The sequence below is a fragment of the Fulvimarina pelagi HTCC2506 genome (assembly GCF_000153705.1).
Lineage (GTDB): Bacteria > Pseudomonadota > Alphaproteobacteria > Rhizobiales > Rhizobiaceae > Fulvimarina > Fulvimarina pelagi.
The window spans coordinates 2,881,354-2,899,107 of record NZ_DS022272.1; the positions used below are offsets into that span (position 1 = coordinate 2,881,354).

A 17,754-nucleotide genomic window follows, 5' to 3' on the forward strand; every position below is an offset into this window, starting at 1 on the left:
GGAAGCACCCGCGGACCGGGCGCGCGGCACGACCAACGACGAGGACGACAGGCCCATGAAACTTCTGCGCATCGGCGAACCGGGAGCCGAAAGGCCGGCGATCCTCGACGGCGCGGGCAAGGCGCGCGATCTCTCCGGCATCGTCGCGGACATCGCAGGCGAGGCGTTGACGCCGGATGGGCTTTCGCGCATCCGGGCCGTCGATCCGGCGGACCTGCCGATCCTCGACGGCCGGATCGGACCCTGCGTCGGCCGGATCGGCAAGTTCCTGTGCATCGGTCTCAACTATGCCGACCACGCCGCCGAGAGCGGCATGGTCCTCCCGAAGGAGCCGATCATCTTCGGCAAGGCGACCTCGGCCGTCTGTGGGCCGAACGACACCGTGCTGATCCCCCGCGGCTCGGAAAAGTGCGACTGGGAGGTCGAGCTCGGCGTCGTGATCGGCAAGGGCGGCGTCTATATCGAGAAAGACGCGGCGTTCGATCACGTTGCCGGCTATTGCGTCGTCAACGATGTGTCCGAGCGCGCCTTTCAAGCCGAGCGCAGCGGACAGTGGATCAAGGGCAAAAGCGCCGACACCTTCGGCCCGATCGGTCCCTGGCTCGTCACAAAGGACGAGGTGCCCGATCCGCAAAACCTGAAGCTCTGGCTCGAAATCGACGGTCACCGCTTCCAGGACGGCACAACGGCAACCATGGTCTTCGGCGTCGCTCATCTCGTCCACTATGTGAGCCAGTTCATGTCGCTGCAGCCAGGCGATGTCATAGCAACCGGAACGCCGCCCGGCGTCGGACTGGGTCGCAAGCCGCCGGTGTTCCTGAAGGGCGGCGAGACCATGCGCCTCGGCGTCGACGGGCTTGGCGAGCAGACGCAGACGGTCGGCCGAGCCTGATCCATTCGCCCATCTCGAACCTGATATCCGAACCTCGAAGGCCTTGAGCGATGCGGCTGACCGACTGTCACAACTTCAACGATTTCCGAAAACTGGCGAAACGCCGGCTCCCCGGACCGATTTTCAACTATATCGATGGGGCCGCCGACGACGAGACGACCTATGCCCGCAATACGGCGGCCTTCGATGAGGTCGACCTCGTCCCGAACATTCTCGGCGGCGTCGCGGAGGTCGATCTGTCGACCACGGTCCTCGGCCAGAGGCTCGATTTGCCCGTCTACTGTTCGCCGACCGCCCTCCAGCGGCTCTTCCACCACGAGGGCGAACGCGCGGTCGGCGCGGCAGCGGAGAAGTTCGGCACCATGTTCGGCGTCTCATCGCTTGGCACGGTGAGCCTCGAGGAGCTGCGCAAGAAGCATTCGAACCCGCAGGTCTACCAGTTCTATTTCCACAAGGATCGCGGTCTTAACCGCGCCATGATGGAGCGCGCGAAGGAGGCCGGCGTCGAAGTGATGATGCTGACGGTGGATTCGATCACCGGCGGCAATCGCGAACGCGACAAGCGAACCGGCTTCTCGATCCCGTTCCGCCTCAACGCCCGCGGCATCGCCGAATTCGCCCTCAAGCCGGCCTGGGCGATCAACTATCTGACCCACGAGAAATTCGCCCTGCCGCAGCTCGATGAGCATGTGGACATGGGCGGTGGCACCGCCTCGATCGGCCAGTACTTCACCGAAATGCTCGATCCGGGCATGACTTGGGACGACGTCGCCGAGATGGTCGAGCTCTGGGGCGGACCGTTCTGCTTGAAGGGCGTGATGGCGCCGGATGATGCCGTGCGCGCCGCCGAGATCGGCTGTGCCGGCATCGTCATCTCGAACCATGGCGGGCGTCAGCTCGACGGCTCGCGCGCCTCCTTCGACCAGTTGGACGAGATCGTCCAGGCGGCTGGCGACCGGCTCGACGTGATCCTCGACTCCGGCGTCACCCGGGGCACCCATGTCCTGAAGGCGCTTTCGCTGGGAGCCAAGGCCGTAGGGCTGGGGCGCTACTATCTCTTCCCGCTCGCCGCCGCCGGGCAGCCAGGCGTCGAACGCGCCCTCACACTGATGCGTGACGAACTCGTCCGCGACATGCGGTTGATGGGGCGGACGCGGATAGACCAGCTCTCCAGGGAAAACCTGCGCTTCCGCTGACAGACTACGATCGGACCCGCCCGGTGGGTGGGCGGGTCTTACAAATGCGCCCTACTCGGCCGCCTGGGCTCTGCCCTCCGGCCGGAACTCACCGCTCGTCTCGGTCTGCTTGGAGACGACGACGATCGCGATGAGTGCGAAAAGGAAGCCAGGAATGATCTCGTAGATGCCGGGACCGCCGAGGAAGCTCGAATTCCAGCCGAGCGTGATCCAGACGATGACCGTGACGGCACCGGTGACGAGACCCGCGACCGCACCCGCCCCCGACATGGCAGGCCAGGTGAGCGCGAGAATAATCAGCGGACCGAACGCGGCACCAAAACCGGCCCAGGCGTTGGAAACGAGGCCGAGCACCTGCGAATTCGGGTCGCTTGCGATAAAGGCGGCAACGACCGCGACCAGCACCACGCAGACACGCCCGACATTTACCATCTCCATCTCGCCCGCTTTTTTCCGGAGGAACAGCCTGTAGAAGTCCTCCGTCAACGACGATGAAGCGACGAGGAGTTGAGAGGAGATCGTGCTCATGATCGCGGCGAGCAGCGCGGCGAGCAGGAAGCCGGTGATCAACGGATGGAAGAGGAGTTCGGCCAGCACGATGAAGATCGTCTCCGGATCCTCCACGTCGAGCCCGTTGCGCTGGGCATAGGCTCGTCCGAAGACGCCGACGCCGATGGCACCGATCAGCGAGACCGCCATCCAGCTCATGCCGATATTGCGGGCTTTCGGAACCTCTCTGACCGACCGGACCGCCATGAATCGCACGATGATGTGCGGCTGGCCGAAATAGCCAAGTCCCCAGGTGACTGCCGACAGGAAGCCGAAGAAGGTCAGCCCGTTGAACAGCGAAAGAAAGTCTGGATCGACGCCCGAGAGCGTGTTCGACGCGCCGGAAAAGCCACTACCCTCGCCGGCATAGAGGACGACCAGCGGCATGATGACGAGGGCGAGCATCATGATGCAGCCCTGCACGAAATCGGTGAGCGATACCGCAAGGAAACCGCCGACGACCGTGTAGGCGAGCACGATCGCGAGCGTCAGCCAGATGCCGGCCGAGTAGTCGCTTATCCCGCTGATATTGATGAACTCGCCGAAGGCGCTCTCGAACAGCTTGCCACCGGCGACGAGACCGGAGGCTGTGTAGACGGAGAAGAAGACCACGATGATGACGGCAGAGATCGTCCTCAGCGCCGTCGCCTTGGTGGGGAAGCGCTTGCCGAGAAAGGCCGGGATCGTCAGGGAATTGTCGTAGCGCTCGGTCTGCTCGCGCAGGCGTGGTGCGACGACGATCCAGTTGACGAAGGCACCGACGAAAAGGCCGATGCCGATCCAGGCTTCGACAAGGCCGGATGCGAAGAGAGCGCCCGGAAGACCGAGCAGGAGCCAGCCCGACATATCCGAGGCACCAGCCGACAGCGCAGCGACCGAGGGGCTGAGTTGCCGTCCCCCCAGCATGTATTCTTCAGAACTCGACGTCGATTTTCGCCACGCGTAGAACCCGATGGCGAGCATCAGGACGAAATAGGCTGCGAGGCTGATCCAGACGCCGATCTGCATGATTCGATGCTCCGTCGTTTCGATCGATCAAGTGGCAGCTAGCGGGAAGCCTTTGCGCGTCAACACATTTCCGTCATCGGTCCGCCGTCATTCCGCCGCGATCGCGGAGGCGCCTCGATCTGGCTCGATCCCCTCGAGTACCGCGGGCTTTTCGCCGCCATAGGCCCAGTCCAGCAGCTCCGCCGTATGCAGGATCGGGATTCTGGTGCCCGATGCGATCTGCGTGATGCAGCCGATGTTGCCGGTGGCGATCGCCTGGGGCCCGACGCTCTCGATATTCTTCACCTTCCGCGCCTTCAGCTGCGCGGCGATCTCCGGCTGCGTGATGTTGTAGGTGCCCGCCGAGCCGCAGCAGAGATGACCCTCAGGGATCTCGAAGACTGTGAACCCCGCCTTCGTCAGCAGTGAGCGCGGCTGAGTTTTGATGCGCTGGCCGTGCTGCATGGAGCAGGCGGAATGATAGGCGACGTCGAGTCCGGTTTCATTGATTGGCTCCGGCATGTCGAGGGTCGCGAGATATTCGGTGATGTCGAGCGTCTTCTTCGAGACGGCGGCGGCCTTGTCCCTATAGTCCGGATCGAGCCGCAGCATGTGGGCGTAGTCCTTCACCGTCGTCCCGCAGCCCGAGGCCGTGATGACAATCGCATCAAGTCCCTCGTTCTCGATCTCGCGCATCCAGGTGTCGATGTTCTGTTTGGCGAAGGCATGGGCGTCGTGTTCCTTGCCCATGTGGTGGACCAGCGCGCCGCAGCAGGTCTCGCCCTTCGGCACCACCACCTCGACGCCGAGCCGGTTGAGAAGGCTCACGGTCCGCTCGTTGATCTTGGGATCAAGCACCGACTGCGCGCAGCCCCGCAGGATCGCCACGCGGCCCTTCTTCTGGCCCTCTGCCTTGCGCACGCCCGGCTCGTTGATTTTCGATTTCGCCGGCACCCGATCCGGGGCTAGACGCAGCATCGCGCCCATGGGTTTCAGCGGCTTGATCGTCTCGATCAGCCCCGCAAAGGGCCGGCCGAGCCTGGCGAGCGTCAGGCTCGCGCGGAACCTGTCCGGATAGGGCAACACAAGCGCCAGCAGCTGTCTCGTGATCCGGTCGATCAGCGGGCGCTTATAGGTCCGCTCGATATGGTTCCGCGCATGATCGACCAGATGCATGTAGTTGACGTCGGCCGGGCACGTCGTGATGCAGGCAAGGCAGGAAAGGCAGCGATCGATATGGGTGACGACCTCTTTGTCCGCCGGCCGGTCATTTTCCAGCATTTCCTTGATCAGATAGATGCGTCCACGCGGTGAATCGAGCTCGTTGCCGAGCGTGACATAGGTCGGGCAGGTGGCCGTGCAGAACCCACAATGCACGCATTTGCGGATGATCCCCTCCGAATGGGCGACTTCCGGATTGTCGAGCTGTGCGGGTGTGAAATTGGTCTGCATAGGTCAGGCTCCTCCCGAAGCCGGTCGTGTCGGACGAGCTTTATCTCGAAGTGCGGATAGGTGTCAGAGCCCAGTGCTTGGCACTCAACCCATTCGACCCGGGTTTAGGACGCCAACCGGATCGAACTGCTCCTTCAGTCGACGTGCGAGGTCCGCAAGCGCTGCCGGTTGCGGCTGGAACACCTCTGTCGCAGCTCGCACCTGTTCGCTGGCGCGGACCAGCGTCGCATGACCGCCGCCGATCTCTTTCACTCCTGCGCGGACGAGTTCGGCCTCAGCCTCGCCGCCCTCCATACGCAGCCAAACGAGACCGCCCTGCCAGTCGTAGAAGGCATCGATCGCGGCATGGCGGCGCAGGCCCATGACGAGACTGTGGCCGACGGTCGGCGCGACCGAGACCCTCCAGACCGGGCAGTCGGTTCCGTCGGCGAAAGGTTGGACGTCCCTGATGTCGCGCCAGAGTGCTTTCGATTCCGCGCCGTGAAGGTGTTCGAGCTTGCCGCGCTTCTCGAGAACCTTGCCGAGATGCGAGGCCCGCGCTTCGACCGAGGGTCCGAATCCGTCGAGACGGATCAAAGTCGCAGGATCGCTGCCAAGAGTACCGTCGCTCACCCGCTTGGCGACCAAAGCCGGCAAATGGGCCGCGCCGGAAGCTTCGGCTGGCGAGCCCATCGCTTGGGCCATCGCCGCGCTCGCTTCCTCGTCGGAGAGCCCGCGCAGGACAAGCGTCGTCTCGGCTTCGGCCTTCGGCAGGACCTTGATCGTGATGTCGCTCATCACGGCGAGCGTGCCATAGGATCCGGCAAGACCTTTGGAGAGATCGTAACCGGTGACGTTCTTCACCACCCGGCCGCCTGACTTGAAGGCCTCCGCACGTCCCGAAACCGCGTGGACGCCGAGGATATGGTCGCGCGCCGCGCCCTGCTTCAGCCGCCTTGGTCCCGCGAGATTACAAGCGATCACGCCGCCGAGAGTGCCGAGGCCCGGGCCCATTCCATGCAGCGGCCCATAGTCGTTCGGCTCGAATTCCAGGCGCTGGCCGGCCTTGTCGACCATCTCCTCGATCTCTGCGATTGGCGTCCCGGCTTTCGCCGACAGCACGAGTTCGTCCGGCTCGTAGAGGGTGACGCCCGAAAGATTGCGCATCGAAAGCGTCGCACCGGCCTGAACCGGCCGCCCGAGCCCGGATTTCGAGGCGGTGCCCTCGACGGCAAGCGGGATCTCTTCGGAAACCGCAGCCGCAATGACCTCCCGCAACTCCTCGATCGAGTGCGGCGCATAGGTCCGGCTTTCGGATTGGTCGGATTGCTGGGCCTGTCGAAGCTGGCTCATACAAGATCCGTTCGAGCATAGAGGTCTTTGAGGCGGCAGGAGAAGCCGAATTCGGGAAGTTCGATGGGGTCGTCCGGATCGGCGTGAACGGTTTCCGCCCAGTCCGCCGATCGCGCCCAATGGCGCAGCCGCATCTCGTCCTGCTCGATGAGGATCACGTGCTTGCAGGTGGGGAGCTCCAAATAGCGACGGCGCTTGAAGAGCAGATCGTGATGCCGTGTCCTTGGAGAGAGAACCTCGGCGACAAGTTGGCATGTCTGGAAGAAAAGGTCCTTGTTCCGACCCTGTCGCTCGGCCGCATCGTAGACGATGAGATCGGCGACGGGCCGAAAAAATTCGTCGGTCGGATGCCGTACACCCGCCTCCCGCTGCACATCGAGATTAAGTTCGCGAGAAATCAGCGCGCCGAGAAGCAGACGCTCGAAATTCTGAGCAATGATGCCATGGGCGATCGTGGCTGGCGGCATGTCGATTGGGAGCCCCTCGATTAATTCCCAGCGGCCGCCTTCGCCCCAGCCCGACGCGCCTCCGTTGTTCTCGAGAAATTCGACGAAGGCCGCTTCGTCGAATTTGGCTACATCCAGACGTTCGAGCTCTTCGACCGCACTCATCATCAGAACCTCGGCAGGTCGGGAAAGGCGACCTCGCCCTTGTGGACGTGCATGCGGCCGAGTTCGGCGCAGCGGTGGAGCTGGGGGAAGACCTTTCCGGGGTTGAGCAGGTGCTTGGCATCGAAGGTGCATTTGACGCGCTGCTGGTGATTCATGTCGGTCTCGGAGAACATTTCCGGCATCAGGTCGCGCTTCTCGACACCAACCCCGTGTTCGCCGGTCAGAACGCCGCCCACCTCGACGCAGAGTTTGAGGATGTCGTTGCCGAATTCCTCGGCCCGTTCCAGTTCGCCGGCATTGGCATCGTAGAGAACCAGCGGATGCAGGTTGCCGTCGCCCGCATGGAAGACGTTGGCGCATTTCAGCCCGTACTTCTTCTCCATCGCCTTCATGCCGGCGAGCACCTTGGGCAGTTCCTTACGTGGAATTGTGCCGTCCATGCAGTAATAGTCCGGCGATATGCGACCGACAGCCGGGAACGCCGCCTTGCGACCCGCCCAAAACGCCGCACGCTCTTCCTCATTCTGCGAAACACGCGTCGTCGTCGCGCCGTTCTCGCCCGCGATCGCCTCCACCTCGGTCAGCAGATGATCGACCTCGGCCTTCGGACCGTCGAGTTCGACGATGAGAAGCGCCTCCACGTCGCGCGGATAGCCCGCATTCACGAAATCCTCCGCCGCGTGGATCGCCGGCCTGTCCATCATCTCCATGCCGCCGGGAATGATGCCCTTGGCGATGATCGAGGCGACGCATTCACCCGCCTGCTCGGACGACGGGAATCCGATCAACACGGCCCGCGCCGTCTCCGGCGCTTGGAGGATGCGGACAGTCACTTCGGTCACAACGCCGAGAAGCCCTTCGGAGCCGGTCATCAGGCCGAGCATGTCGTAATGCCCGTCGGCATCGAGATGCTTGCCGCCGAGCCGTACGATCTCACCCTCGATGGTCACGAATTCGATGCCGAGCACATTGTTGGCGGTGAGACCGTATTTGAGACAATGAACACCGCCCGAATTCTCCGCGATGTTGCCGCCAATCGAGCAGGCAATCTGGGACGAGGGATCGGGCGCGTAGTAGAAGCCGCGATGCTCGACGGCTTTTGTGATGCCTAGATTGGTCACGCCCGGCTGCACGACCGCACAGCGGTTGTCGAAGTCGATGTCCAGCACCTTGTTGAACTTCGAGAGCACCAGAAGCACGCCGTCTTCCAGCGGCAGCGCGCCGCCCGACAGCGATGTGCCCGCCCCGCGCGGAACAACCGGAATGTCGTTCTCGTGGCAGTATTTCAGGACCCTCGAGACTTGGCCGACATTGTCCGGCAGAACGACGACGAGAGGCAGCTGCCGATAGGCCGTGAGGCCGTCGCTCTCGAAGGCCTTCATCTCGTTGGTGGCATCGACCACACCCTCGCCGGGAACGATCACGCGCAGGGCCGACACGATCTCCTCGCGCCTGGACAAGACCGCCTCGGACGGTTTCGGCATCGCAATCGACATGGGGCCAACCTCCTCGAATTCCTGTATGTAAACTAAGCACCAAGCCTCGGCGCGTCCACTGCGAGGTAAGCGCGCGGACATCCCGGTCAGAAAGCAGACCACGTGTTGGCCACGCCTCAAACTCTAATCGGCGTGATGCCTGCGAATACGACGAACGACGAGCCAGACGGCGAGTAGCGCGACCGGCACGAATGCGGCCGTCATCGTGGTCGAGTGGATGGGAAAACCTTCTTCCTCCAACGCTTTCGCGAGATAGCCGAACAACCCGACCACATAATATCCAATCGCCGCCACCGAGAGACCTTCAACGGTTTGCTGGAGCCGTAATTGCAGCCGCGCGCGCCGGTCCATGGAGGTGAGAAGGTCCCGGTTCTGGTGCTCCAGCTCGACGTCGATCCGCGTTCGCAGAAGGTTAGCGGCGCGCGAAAGTTTTTCAGAAAGCGTTGCCAGACGCCGGTCGATCGACTGGCAGGTGCGCATCGCCGGCGCGGTTCGCCGCTGCAGGAAGGCGCTCCAGCTTTCAGAGCCCGGCACCGGCTGTTCGCCGACGGACGAGAGGCGCTCGCGCACGATATCGTCATAAGCCCTGCTCGCGCCGAAGCGATAGAGAACGCGCGCTGCGGCAGCCTCCACCTCGGCGGCCGCGAGGGTCATTTCCTGCAACAGCGCACGGCTATCGTCGGTCCCGCCCTTCATCTCGTCGGTGATGTGAACGAGTTGCTCTTCGAGGTCCTGCACGGTCGGTCCGATATCGTGGGCGAGCGGTAGACCAAGGAGCGCCAGCGTGCGATAGACCTCGATATCGATGAGGCGCATGGCGAGTGCGCCGGCGCGGGCCGGCGTCAATCCGTCACTGAGGACGAGCATGCGGGTCAGGCCATCGGAGTCCTGACGGAAGTCGGTCGCGGCGAAGGCGAGCCCACCCTCCATCTCCGAATAGCAGAAGCTCGTCTTGTCGAAGATGCCGAGCGCGGCTTCGCTCTCATCGTCCTTCGGGCGGATCTCCAGATGGACGCCGGCGATCATCGGTCCCGGCGCGTCGAATTCTGCACCGAAGGGATGCCCTTCGACCGGCTCCCCGAAGCGGGACGGCGGCGGGCCGTCCCAGGAATAGGTCGAGAATTCGGTATGGCTTTCCCAGCGCAGCCGTCCGCGTCCGAAGATGAAGGAATGCGTCCGGGCATCGGCAGCGGGCGGCGGCACGCCCTGCCGTCTGGAAAGCTCGGCGAGAGCGGCACGATCCCGATCGCCCCCGTCCTCGGTCATGAAGGCGATGGTGACGACGACGCGCGGAAGATTGATCAGCGGAAACGGACGCGCGTGAATCTCTCCGAGCACCGTTGCGCGTCTGGGATCGGTCGGGAACCGGTCCCTGCCCATCTGTCGCAGCGTCCTGTCGCTCATTGTCTGCACCGCTTCTTAAGTGTCGAAGATGCGATACGGTGAAACGGGCCGTGAAGTCCATCGCGTTTGCGCTTTGAGAGCGAACGGGCCAAATTCGAAGCGATCGGAATGCATGCGATGATCCCGAAGCCAAGATCCGACGAAGGCAGCCCTTGACCCCCGACAAACCCGACATCCGCCATCGCTCTCAGACGGCGCCGGACGTCGCGCTGTTCGTCACCTGCCTCGTCGATCTCTTCCGGCCGAGCGTCGGATTTGCAGCGATAAAACTTCTGGAGTATGCCGGCTGCCAAGTGAGCGTGCCGGAAACCCAGACATGCTGCGGCCAGCCGGCCTACAATTCCGGTAATCGCGAGGATACGAAAGCCATCGCGAAGGGCGTGATCGAGGCGTTCGAGGGCTCCGAATACGTCGTCGCGCCCTCGGGCTCCTGCGGATCGATGATCAAGACGCATTATCCGCAGCTCTTCGCCGGAGATCCCAACTGGGGTCCGCGCGCGGAATCCCTTAGCGCGAAGACGTTCGAACTCGTCAGCTTCCTGACCGACGTCCTCGGCGTCGATGAGGTCGCCGCGAGCCATTCCGGTACCGTAACCTATCACGACGCCTGCGCCGGCCTTCGCGAACTCGGGGTGCGCGAGCAGCCGCGCCAGCTATTGAAGAGCGTTTCGGGCCTCACCCTGAAGGAGCTGCCGGACGCCAATGTCTGCTGCGGCTTCGGCGGCACCTTTTGTGTCAAATATCCCAACATCTCCAACGTCATGGTCACAAAGAAGGCGAACAGGATCGCCGAGACCGGGGCCGAAACGCTCCTCGCCGGCGACCTCGGCTGCCTCATGAACATGGACGGCAAGCTGAAGCGCACAGACGCGACGGTCGCTGTCCGCCACGTCGCCGAAGTCCTTGCCGGCATGACCGATGCGCCGCCGATCGGAGGCACGAAATGATCAGCCGGATCGAGCTGAACGACACGGTCATCGAGGTTCTGACCGGCGACATCACGGCGCTCGACGTCGAAGCGATCGTCAACGCCGCCAACGAAAGCCTTCTCGGCGGCGGCGGTGTCGACGGTGCGATCCACCGGGCGGCTGGTCCGCAGCTTCTGGAGGAATGCCGCACGATCGGCGGCTGTCCGACGGGCGAAGCACGGATCACCAGAGGCTACGATCTTGCCGCCCGCCATGTCATCCACACGGTCGGCCCGGTCTGGCGCGGCGGTGACGGCGGGGAGCACGATCTCCTCGCCAGCGCCTATCGGCAGAGCTTCGCCCTCGCCCACGAGCATGACCTTGCCTCCATCGCCTTCCCGGCAATCTCCACCGGGGTCTACGGCTTTCCGAAAGACCAGGCCGCCCGGATCGCCGCCCGGGAATGTCTCGCCGCTGCCGAACGCGCCACCCTGACCCACATCGTGCTATGCTGTTTTTCCGATGGCGACGCAGCAGTTTACGCCGAAGCGCTGAACGAGGGGGTCGATGGATGAGGCTCGAAGGTAAGACGAGCGCTCGATACAAGGCTCGCGATCCAAGCCTCGCCGCGTGCGGGTCGGAAATAGTTGAGGAAATCTATCGCGACGCCCTCTTCGAGGACTCGGTCGGAGCCTGCATGTCCATCGAGACTTTTCCCGAAAACTGCCCCTACAAGTCGGACCAGCTTCGCGATCACGACTTCAGGCCCGAGTAAGCCCACCGATGCAGATCACCTCTCCGCAGTTTCGGCAGAACACCATCACGGCACTGGCCGACAAGGATCTCCAGCGGGCGCTGGCGAATGTCGAAAAAGGGTTCATCGGCAAGCGGCAGAAGGCGGTCGACAAGCTGCCGGAATTCGATGCGCTGCGGGATTCCTCGGTCGCGATCAAAGAGCACACGCTCAAACATCTCGATCTCTACATCGAGGCCTATGTCGCGAAGGTTGAGGCCTCGGGCGGCCACGTCCATTTCGCCGAGGATGCTGAACAGGCCCGGCAGATCTTCCTCGACATCGCGCGGAAACGGAACGCTGAGACTGTCACCAAAGGCAAGACGATGATCTCCGAGGAGATCGGTCTCAACGGATTTCTCGAGGAGAACGGCATCACGCCGGTCGAGACCGATCTCGGCGAATATATCATCCAGCTACGCGGCGAGCATCCGAGCCACATCATCGCGCCGGCGATTCACATCAATCGCGATCAGGTGGAGGCCGATTTCCGGCGCTTCCATACCGATCTCGAAGTTGGCCGCGATCTCACCGCGCCGGAACTGCTTCTCGCCGAAGCCCGCGGCGTCCTCAGGAAGCGCTATGGCGAGGCCGATATCGGCGTCACCGGCGCGAACTTCCTCATCGCCGAAACCGGCACCTCCGTCATCGTCACCAATGAAGGCAATGGCGATCTCACCCAGCTTCTCGGCAAGTGCCATGTGGTGCTCGCCTCGATCGAGAAGCTCGTGCCGACTCTCAACGACGCCTCTCAGATCCTGCGCGTTCTCGGCCGTTCGGCGACCGGGCAGGAGGCGAGCGTCTACACGACCTTCTCCACCGGGCCGAAGCGCACCGAGGATCCCGACGGGCCCGATGAATACCACGTCATCCTCCTCGACAACGGCCGCACCAACATGCTCGGCACCGAGTTCGAGGACATGCTGCGCTGCATCCGCTGCGGCGCCTGCATGAACCACTGCCCGGTCTATCACGCGGTCGGCGGCCATGCTTACGGCTGGGTCTATCCGGGTCCGATGGGCGCGGTGCTGACGCCGGCGCTGATCGGCGTCGAGGACGGCAAGCTTCTCCCCAACGCCTCCACCTTCTGCGGGCGCTGCGAGGAGGTGTGCCCCATGCATATTCCGCTACCGAAGATGATGCGGCACTGGCGTGAGCAGGAATACGAAAAGCATCTGCAGCCGAAGCCCGCCCGCACGGGCCTCGGCCTCTGGGCCTTCTTCGCGCGCCGGCCAAAGCTCTATCGCGCGGCGGTCTCCTTCGTCGTGCCCGCCCTGAAGCTGCTGGGCGGGCGCAAGCGGCGCTTCGCCGCCCTGCCGCTCGCCGGGGGATGGACGCAGTATCGCGATTTCCCCGCTCCTGAGGGCCGCACCTTCATGCAGGCCTACAAACAGGCGAAGGGTCGACCCGAACAGCCTGCGAGAACGGAGACGAAGCATTGAGCCTCTCCGCAAAGGACGCCATCCTCGAACGCATTTGCCGCGCCAACGGCGCGAGCGCCGGTGATGCGGCGCGCCGAAAAATCGTGGAGGAGCGCCTCGCCGGCCCGCCGCGCGGCATCATTCCCGAGCGCGGCCAACTCCCGCCCGCCGAACGCGTCGACCTCTTCGTGAAAATGGCGGAGGCCGCCGACGCCACCGTGAAACGCCTCGCCAGCATAGAGGCCCTGCCGGAGGAAGTCGCCCGCTATCTGCGAGACCGCAACCTGCCGGCGACGATCTGCATGGGATCGGACCCCCGTTTCGCCAGCCTCGACTTCTCGGCGACCTCCGTCGAGGTCACAATGGGCCCAAGCGCCGGCGAGGATCTCAACTCACTCTCCCACGCCGAAGCCGGCATCGCCGAAACCGGAACCCTCGTCCTCTCCTCCGGCCCCGCCAATCCAACGAGCCTGAATTTCCTGCCTGAAAACCACATCGTCGTCATCTCCCCCGCCAGCATCGAGGGCGCCATGGAGGACGCGTTCGGTGCCCTTCGCGACAGATGGGGCGATCCGATCCCGCGCACGATCAACACCATCACCGGTCCGTCCCGCTCGGCCGATATCGAACAGACCCTCCTTCTCGGAGCCCATGGGCCGAAAGCGCTCCATATCGTGATCGTCGAATGATAGTCCTGGCCCATCGGGCTTCGGCGTTCGACCTGTCGCTTCATTCGCACTGAGCCATCTCTTTTTCGTGACCGACGAAATCGAGGAGAGAAGACATGGCGTATTCGGATGGTCCGATCGGGCGCGCCGCCTTGCGCGGCACGGCTCTGCTTGTGATCTTCGCCCTGTCTTCGGCCCCGTCTTCCGCGCAGGAGGCGACGGCCGCGTCAGACGGCGAGATCGGTACCGTGCGCGAGATCTACGACGGCCGGCTCCTGCCTGATATCCAGGTCCGAACCTTCCGGAACATCGACAAGCTCTTTCCGACGCGAACGGTGGAAGCTTCGGACACTCCACGCCCACTCCCTGAGGGCGAACCGGCCGATCTCACCCAGCTCGAATTCACCGTCGAGGACGAAACCTACGATCTCTTCGAAGCGATCAGCCTCAACCGCATCTCGGGCCTGCTTGTCCTGAAAGATGGTGAGATCGTCTTCGAGGACTACGAGCTCGGCAACGATCGCGACACCCGCTGGATGTCGATGTCGATCGTCAAGTCGATCACGTCGACACTGATCGCGGCTGCCATCGAGGACGGCTCGATCGCCAGCATCGACGACACGCTTCCGACCTATGTGCCCGAGCTTGAAGGATCGGCATACGGCCCAGTCACGGTCAGCCAGCTTCTCACCATGTCCTCGGGCGTTCAGTGGAACGAGACCTATACGGACCCGTCCTCGGACCGTCGCCAGATGCTCGATCTCCAGATCGAGCAGGAGCCGGGCGCGGTGCTCGATTTCATGGCCTCGCTGCCACGGATCGCCGAAGCTGGCAGCGTCTGGAATTACTCGACTGGCGAGACCTCTGTCGCCGCCGCACTTGTCGAGGGCGCGACCGGCAAGCACCTTGCCGACTATCTCTCCGAAAAGATCTGGAAACCCTACGGCATGGAAACCGACGCCACTTGGTGGCTCGCCTCGCCGGACGGCATCGAGATCGGCGGTAGCGGGCTCTCAGCCACCTTGCGGGACTATGCCCGCTTCGGCCAGTTCGTCCTCGAGGGCGGCGTGATCGACGGCGAGCGCGTGGTGCCGGAAGGCTGGTTTCCGGCCGCCGGCCAGCCGCGCGAGATCGGCGGCGAGATGACCGATTACGGCCAGATGTGGTGGCCGGTCGCCAAGGGCGAAGCCTTCCGGAACGACGACGCCTTCGCCGCCATCGGCATCTTCGGCCAGCACGTCTACATCAACCCGGCCCGGAACGTCGTCATCGCCATGTGGTCCGCGCAGCCGAAGCCACTCTATTCCAAACCGGTAAGCGAATACAGCTTCCTCGAAGCCGTGACGGAGTTCGTCGCGCCGAGCAGATAACGTCGGATTAAGCGCGCGTCACCGATCGCCCGAGCGCGACAGTTCGTGCTGGATTCCTGATAGGCCGCCTCCACTGACGGCGGCAAAACCTCTTGTGGGAACTCGCGAAATAAGACAACGTGACGCTGCGTCATACTCACGATGCTGGTCACGGGAGGCACATGAATGTCTATGTTTCGCCGATCTGCAGTCGCCGCCACCGTCACATTCAGCCTTTTGGCGTCTACGGCCGTGCCAGCGCTCGCCGACAGTTCATGCCGGCAGTTCGGACAACTGCGATCGCAAAATTCGCAGGTGTCGGTCACTGTGACTTTCTTCAACGGCAGCGGCGAGTTCCGTCATGTCGACTGGCTCGACTTCAACGGGCAACCGGTGAACTATGCCGGCCTCAACCCCGGCCAGCAGACGACAATCCAGACCTATCTCTCCCATCCCTGAATGTTCACGGACGGTCCGGGCAACTGCAAGCAGATCATCATGCCCTCGGCGAACGGCCAGGTCGTCTCGATCCGGTAAGGTGCCGGCCGGTCGGTCGAAGTCTCAAAGCCCCTCGGCGAATTCCTCGATGAGGGCGGAAACGACACCGTGGATCGCTTCGGCATCGTTCGCGCCCTCGCCTTTCAGCATCTCGAACAGCTTCGTCTGCCGGTCAGCGCTCGTACCCTCCGCCGCGATTGTTCGAATGCGCTGCACCTCGGCGACGCAGCCTAGTTCCTCGGCGTGGGGCCCCACCAGCGCGATGATTTCCTCGACGAGATCGGCGAAGGGCACCACTTCGCCGATGCCGAAGTCGATCAGCCCATTCGACATGCCGTAGCGCTGTGCGCGCCATCGGTTCTCCTGAACGAGAAACCGATCGTAGCGGCGCCAGGCCATATTCGAAGTGCGAAGCGTATAGAGCAGGCTGAAGAGCGACTGGGTGAGCGCGGCGACAGCGAGCGTATCTTCCATCCTCGGCATCACGTCGCAGATACGCGATTCCAGCGTCGGGAAGTTCGCCGACGGCCTGACGTCCCACCAGATCTTCGAGCAGTCTTCAATCAGCCCCGTGTTGATGATGATCTGCGCCGAACGCTGGTAGTCCGCCCAACTGTTGAAGCTCGGCGGCAGTCCCGTGCGCGGCAGGTTGTCGAACACCGTAAGGCGATAGGATTTCAGCCCGGTCTCCTGCCCCTGCCAGAACGGCGAGGACGTCGACAGCGCCAGGAGGTGCGGCAGGAAATAGGAAAACTGGCTGAGGAGATCGATCCTCAGATCGTCATCTTCGATCCCCACATGCACATGTGTGCCGCAAATCAGCATGCGGCGGGCGACAGCGGCGAGATCCTCTTCCAGCCCGCGATAGCGTTCCTTGTCGGTCAGGCGCTGATTGTCCCATTTGGCAAAGGGATGTGTCGAGACCGCAAGTGGCGCAAGGCCGTAGCGCCCAGCGATCCTCTTGACGGTGCGCCTCAGGCGGCCGAGATCCTTCCGCGCTTCCGAAATGCTTTTGCAGACGCGGGTGCCGATCTCCAGCTGGCATTTCAGGAATTCCTGGGTGACCTGCTCACCGAGCTCCTTCTCGCACTCGGAAAAGACCGCATCGGGCACGGAAGCGAGGTCGAGTGTGTCGCAATCGACGAGAAGATACTCTTCCTCGATGCCAAGCGAAAAGCTCGGCGGGTTCTCCCGCATGGCCTCGCACCCTCCCCGCCGTCCTGACATCCGACGACCCGACCGAACGATGGACAGCCTCCGAAGGCGTTTAGTCCTGCCGCATGGGCTCGTGTCCGCCAGTCTTGCGTGTTCGCCGGCGCGAAGGCAAGACCATCGTTTATTCAGACGTTTGCGTTCGTTGTCCCGTACGGAAAGCCTTACCGGCCTCGCGCCTCTATCGCTGCGACCTGACGGCGGACCTGGGGCTGAAAAATTCGCAGCGCGAAGGCAAAAATGAAGACCAATGTGAGAACGAGAACGATCGTGGGAGCCGGGGCGCTGTCGAGAAAGAAACTCAGATAAACGCCCACGATCATCGAAACGAGGCAGATCGTGACAGCGACGAAGAGCATCTTGCCGAAACTTCGCACGAGGAGAAAGGCGATCGCTCCAGGCGCAATGATCAGCCCGACGGCAAGAATGAGTCCCGTAGCCGAGAGCGTCGCGACGATCGTCAGCGAGAGCAGCGTCAACAACCCGTAATGAAGCCAGTAGACGGGAAGCCCGCTCGCCTTTGCCTGCGCCGGATCAAAGGCATGCAGCAGAAAATCCTTCCACTTGAGAGCGAGGACGCCGGAGACGGCGAGAGAAATCAGGCCGGCGGTCCACAGATCCTCGCCGCCGACGCCAAGCATGTTGCCAAACAGCACGTGGTCGAGATGCTCGTTCGTATGGATCGACGTGTAGAGGATGATCCCGACCCCGAACATGCCGGAAAAGACGACACCCATGACCGTATCCTGCTTCACGCGGCTGTTGGCGCTGAGATATCCCGTCAGAAGGGCGCAGGTCATTCCGGCGCCGAAGGCACCGAGGATCAACGGCAAGCCGGTAATCCAAGCGAGCACGACACCGGGCAGGATCGCATGTGAGATCGCATCGCCCATCAACGCCCATCCCTTCAGGACCAGAAAGCAAGACAGAAGCGCCGTTGGAACCGCGACGATTGCAGCGATGAGAAAGGCGTTCTGCATAAAGGG

Annotated in this window: 17 protein-coding genes; 9 read left to right on the forward strand and 8 right to left on the reverse strand. The window is 63.1% G+C overall.

Features of this window, described 5'->3' with window-relative positions:
* Positions 1-55: 55 nt before the first annotated feature.
* Positions 56-892 carry a fumarylacetoacetate hydrolase family protein gene (locus FP2506_RS13485; RefSeq protein ID WP_007068080.1) on the forward strand — a complete coding sequence of 279 codons (837 nt, stop codon included), beginning with the start codon at positions 56-58 and terminating at the stop codon, positions 890-892.
* A 50-nt stretch (positions 893-942) separates the two neighbouring features.
* Positions 943-2,088 carry an alpha-hydroxy acid oxidase gene (locus tag FP2506_RS13490; protein ID WP_007068081.1) on the forward strand — a complete coding sequence of 382 codons (1,146 nt, stop codon included), beginning with the start codon at positions 943-945 and terminating at the stop codon, positions 2,086-2,088.
* A gap of 51 nt (positions 2,089-2,139) precedes the next feature.
* Here the strand turns inward: FP2506_RS13490 and putP are convergent, their stop codons facing one another.
* From putP to FP2506_RS13520, 6 genes are all read right to left on the reverse strand, one after another.
* The gene (putP, locus tag FP2506_RS13495; RefSeq protein ID WP_007068082.1) at positions 2,140-3,645 is read right to left on the reverse strand and encodes a sodium/proline symporter PutP; all 1,506 of its coding nucleotides are present in this window, start codon (positions 3,643-3,645) and stop codon (positions 2,140-2,142) included.
* An 87-nt stretch (positions 3,646-3,732) separates the two neighbouring features.
* Complete coding sequence (glcF, locus tag FP2506_RS13500; RefSeq protein ID WP_007068083.1) at positions 3,733-5,076, reverse strand: glycolate oxidase subunit GlcF; 1,344 nt, start codon at positions 5,074-5,076, stop codon at positions 3,733-3,735.
* 84 nt (positions 5,077-5,160) lie between these two features.
* Positions 5,161-6,408 (reverse strand): glycolate oxidase subunit GlcE, encoded by a 1,248-nt coding sequence (gene glcE / locus FP2506_RS13505; protein WP_007068084.1) that lies wholly within the window; start codon positions 6,406-6,408, stop codon positions 5,161-5,163.
* On the reverse strand, positions 6,405-7,022 hold the full coding sequence (locus FP2506_RS18100) for a Uma2 family endonuclease (RefSeq protein ID WP_007068085.1): 618 nt from the start codon (positions 7,020-7,022) through the stop codon (positions 6,405-6,407). The genes glcE and FP2506_RS18100 overlap by 4 nt, the downstream gene beginning before the upstream one ends.
* Positions 7,022-8,515, reverse strand: a complete 1,494-nt coding sequence (locus FP2506_RS13515) for an FAD-linked oxidase C-terminal domain-containing protein (RefSeq protein WP_007068086.1) — start codon at positions 8,513-8,515, stop codon at positions 7,022-7,024. The genes FP2506_RS18100 and FP2506_RS13515 overlap by 1 nt, the downstream gene beginning before the upstream one ends.
* A 123-nt stretch (positions 8,516-8,638) precedes the next feature.
* Positions 8,639-9,919, reverse strand: coding sequence for a DUF3422 family protein (locus tag FP2506_RS13520; RefSeq protein WP_148227575.1), 1,281 nt, complete (start codon positions 9,917-9,919; stop codon positions 8,639-8,641).
* A gap of 152 nt (positions 9,920-10,071) precedes the next feature.
* Between FP2506_RS13520 and FP2506_RS13525 the strand changes: the two genes are divergently transcribed.
* From FP2506_RS13525 to FP2506_RS13555, 7 genes are all read left to right on the forward strand, one after another.
* Positions 10,072-10,866, forward strand: a complete 795-nt coding sequence (locus FP2506_RS13525; RefSeq protein ID WP_007068089.1) for a (Fe-S)-binding protein — start codon at positions 10,072-10,074, stop codon at positions 10,864-10,866.
* On the forward strand, positions 10,863-11,402 hold the full coding sequence (locus FP2506_RS13530; RefSeq protein WP_007068090.1) for an O-acetyl-ADP-ribose deacetylase: 540 nt from the start codon (positions 10,863-10,865) through the stop codon (positions 11,400-11,402). The genes FP2506_RS13525 and FP2506_RS13530 overlap by 4 nt, the downstream gene beginning before the upstream one ends.
* Entirely contained in the window at positions 11,399-11,602 is a 204-nt protein-coding gene (locus FP2506_RS13535; protein ID WP_007068091.1) for a DUF29 family protein, read from the forward strand. The genes FP2506_RS13530 and FP2506_RS13535 overlap by 4 nt, the downstream gene beginning before the upstream one ends.
* 8 nt (positions 11,603-11,610) lie before the next feature.
* Positions 11,611-13,062: a LutB/LldF family L-lactate oxidation iron-sulfur protein gene (locus tag FP2506_RS13540; RefSeq protein WP_007068092.1), complete on the forward strand. Its 1,452-nt coding sequence runs from the start codon at positions 11,611-11,613 to the stop codon at positions 13,060-13,062.
* Positions 13,059-13,730, forward strand: coding sequence for a LutC/YkgG family protein (locus FP2506_RS13545; protein WP_007068093.1), 672 nt, complete (start codon positions 13,059-13,061; stop codon positions 13,728-13,730). The genes FP2506_RS13540 and FP2506_RS13545 overlap by 4 nt, the downstream gene beginning before the upstream one ends.
* Positions 13,731-13,825: 95 nt before the next feature.
* A complete protein-coding gene (locus FP2506_RS13550; RefSeq protein WP_007068094.1) occupies positions 13,826-15,079 on the forward strand; it encodes a serine hydrolase domain-containing protein in 1,254 nt (417 codons plus the stop codon).
* 165 nt (positions 15,080-15,244) lie between these two features.
* Positions 15,245-15,517, forward strand: a complete 273-nt coding sequence (locus tag FP2506_RS13555) for a VHL beta domain-containing protein (protein WP_081448338.1) — start codon at positions 15,245-15,247, stop codon at positions 15,515-15,517.
* 102 nt (positions 15,518-15,619) lie between these two features.
* On the opposite strand, the gene FP2506_RS13560 is transcribed toward FP2506_RS13555, so the two are convergent.
* Entirely contained in the window at positions 15,620-16,753 is a 1,134-nt protein-coding gene (locus tag FP2506_RS13560) for a carboxylate-amine ligase (RefSeq protein WP_007068097.1), read from the reverse strand.
* A 179-nt stretch (positions 16,754-16,932) separates the two neighbouring features.
* Positions 16,933-17,748 (reverse strand): metal ABC transporter permease, encoded by an 816-nt coding sequence (locus FP2506_RS13565; RefSeq protein ID WP_187289082.1) that lies wholly within the window; start codon positions 17,746-17,748, stop codon positions 16,933-16,935.
* Positions 17,749-17,754 lie beyond the last annotated feature (6 nt).

Excerpts from the sequence above, each read along its gene's own strand:
- FP2506_RS13550 (WP_007068094.1), top strand. The coding sequence starts at position 13,826 with ATGGCGTATTCGGATGGTCCGATCGGGCGCGCCGCCTTGCGCGGCACG.
- FP2506_RS13565 (WP_187289082.1), bottom strand. The coding sequence starts at position 17,748 with ATGCAGAACGCCTTTCTCATCGCTGCAATCGTCGCGGTTCCAACGGCG.
- FP2506_RS13530 (WP_007068090.1), top strand. The coding sequence starts at position 10,863 with ATGATCAGCCGGATCGAGCTGAACGACACGGTCATCGAGGTTCTGACC.
- glcF (WP_007068083.1), bottom strand. The coding sequence starts at position 5,076 with ATGCAGACCAATTTCACACCCGCACAGCTCGACAATCCGGAAGTCGCC.
- FP2506_RS13560 (WP_007068097.1), bottom strand. The coding sequence starts at position 16,753 with ATGCGGGAGAACCCGCCGAGCTTTTCGCTTGGCATCGAGGAAGAGTAT.
- FP2506_RS13535 (WP_007068091.1), top strand. The coding sequence starts at position 11,399 with ATGAGGCTCGAAGGTAAGACGAGCGCTCGATACAAGGCTCGCGATCCA.
- FP2506_RS13555 (WP_081448338.1), top strand. The coding sequence starts at position 15,245 with ATGTCTATGTTTCGCCGATCTGCAGTCGCCGCCACCGTCACATTCAGC.
- FP2506_RS13520 (WP_148227575.1), bottom strand. The coding sequence starts at position 9,919 with ATGAGCGACAGGACGCTGCGACAGATGGGCAGGGACCGGTTCCCGACC.
- glcE (WP_007068084.1), bottom strand. The coding sequence starts at position 6,408 with ATGAGCCAGCTTCGACAGGCCCAGCAATCCGACCAATCCGAAAGCCGG.
- FP2506_RS13515 (WP_007068086.1), bottom strand. The coding sequence starts at position 8,515 with ATGTCGATTGCGATGCCGAAACCGTCCGAGGCGGTCTTGTCCAGGCGC.
- FP2506_RS13490 (WP_007068081.1), top strand. The coding sequence starts at position 943 with ATGCGGCTGACCGACTGTCACAACTTCAACGATTTCCGAAAACTGGCG.
- putP (WP_007068082.1), bottom strand. The coding sequence starts at position 3,645 with ATGCAGATCGGCGTCTGGATCAGCCTCGCAGCCTATTTCGTCCTGATG.
- FP2506_RS13485 (WP_007068080.1), top strand. The coding sequence starts at position 56 with ATGAAACTTCTGCGCATCGGCGAACCGGGAGCCGAAAGGCCGGCGATC.
- FP2506_RS18100 (WP_007068085.1), bottom strand. The coding sequence starts at position 7,022 with ATGATGAGTGCGGTCGAAGAGCTCGAACGTCTGGATGTAGCCAAATTC.
- FP2506_RS13540 (WP_007068092.1), top strand. The coding sequence starts at position 11,611 with ATGCAGATCACCTCTCCGCAGTTTCGGCAGAACACCATCACGGCACTG.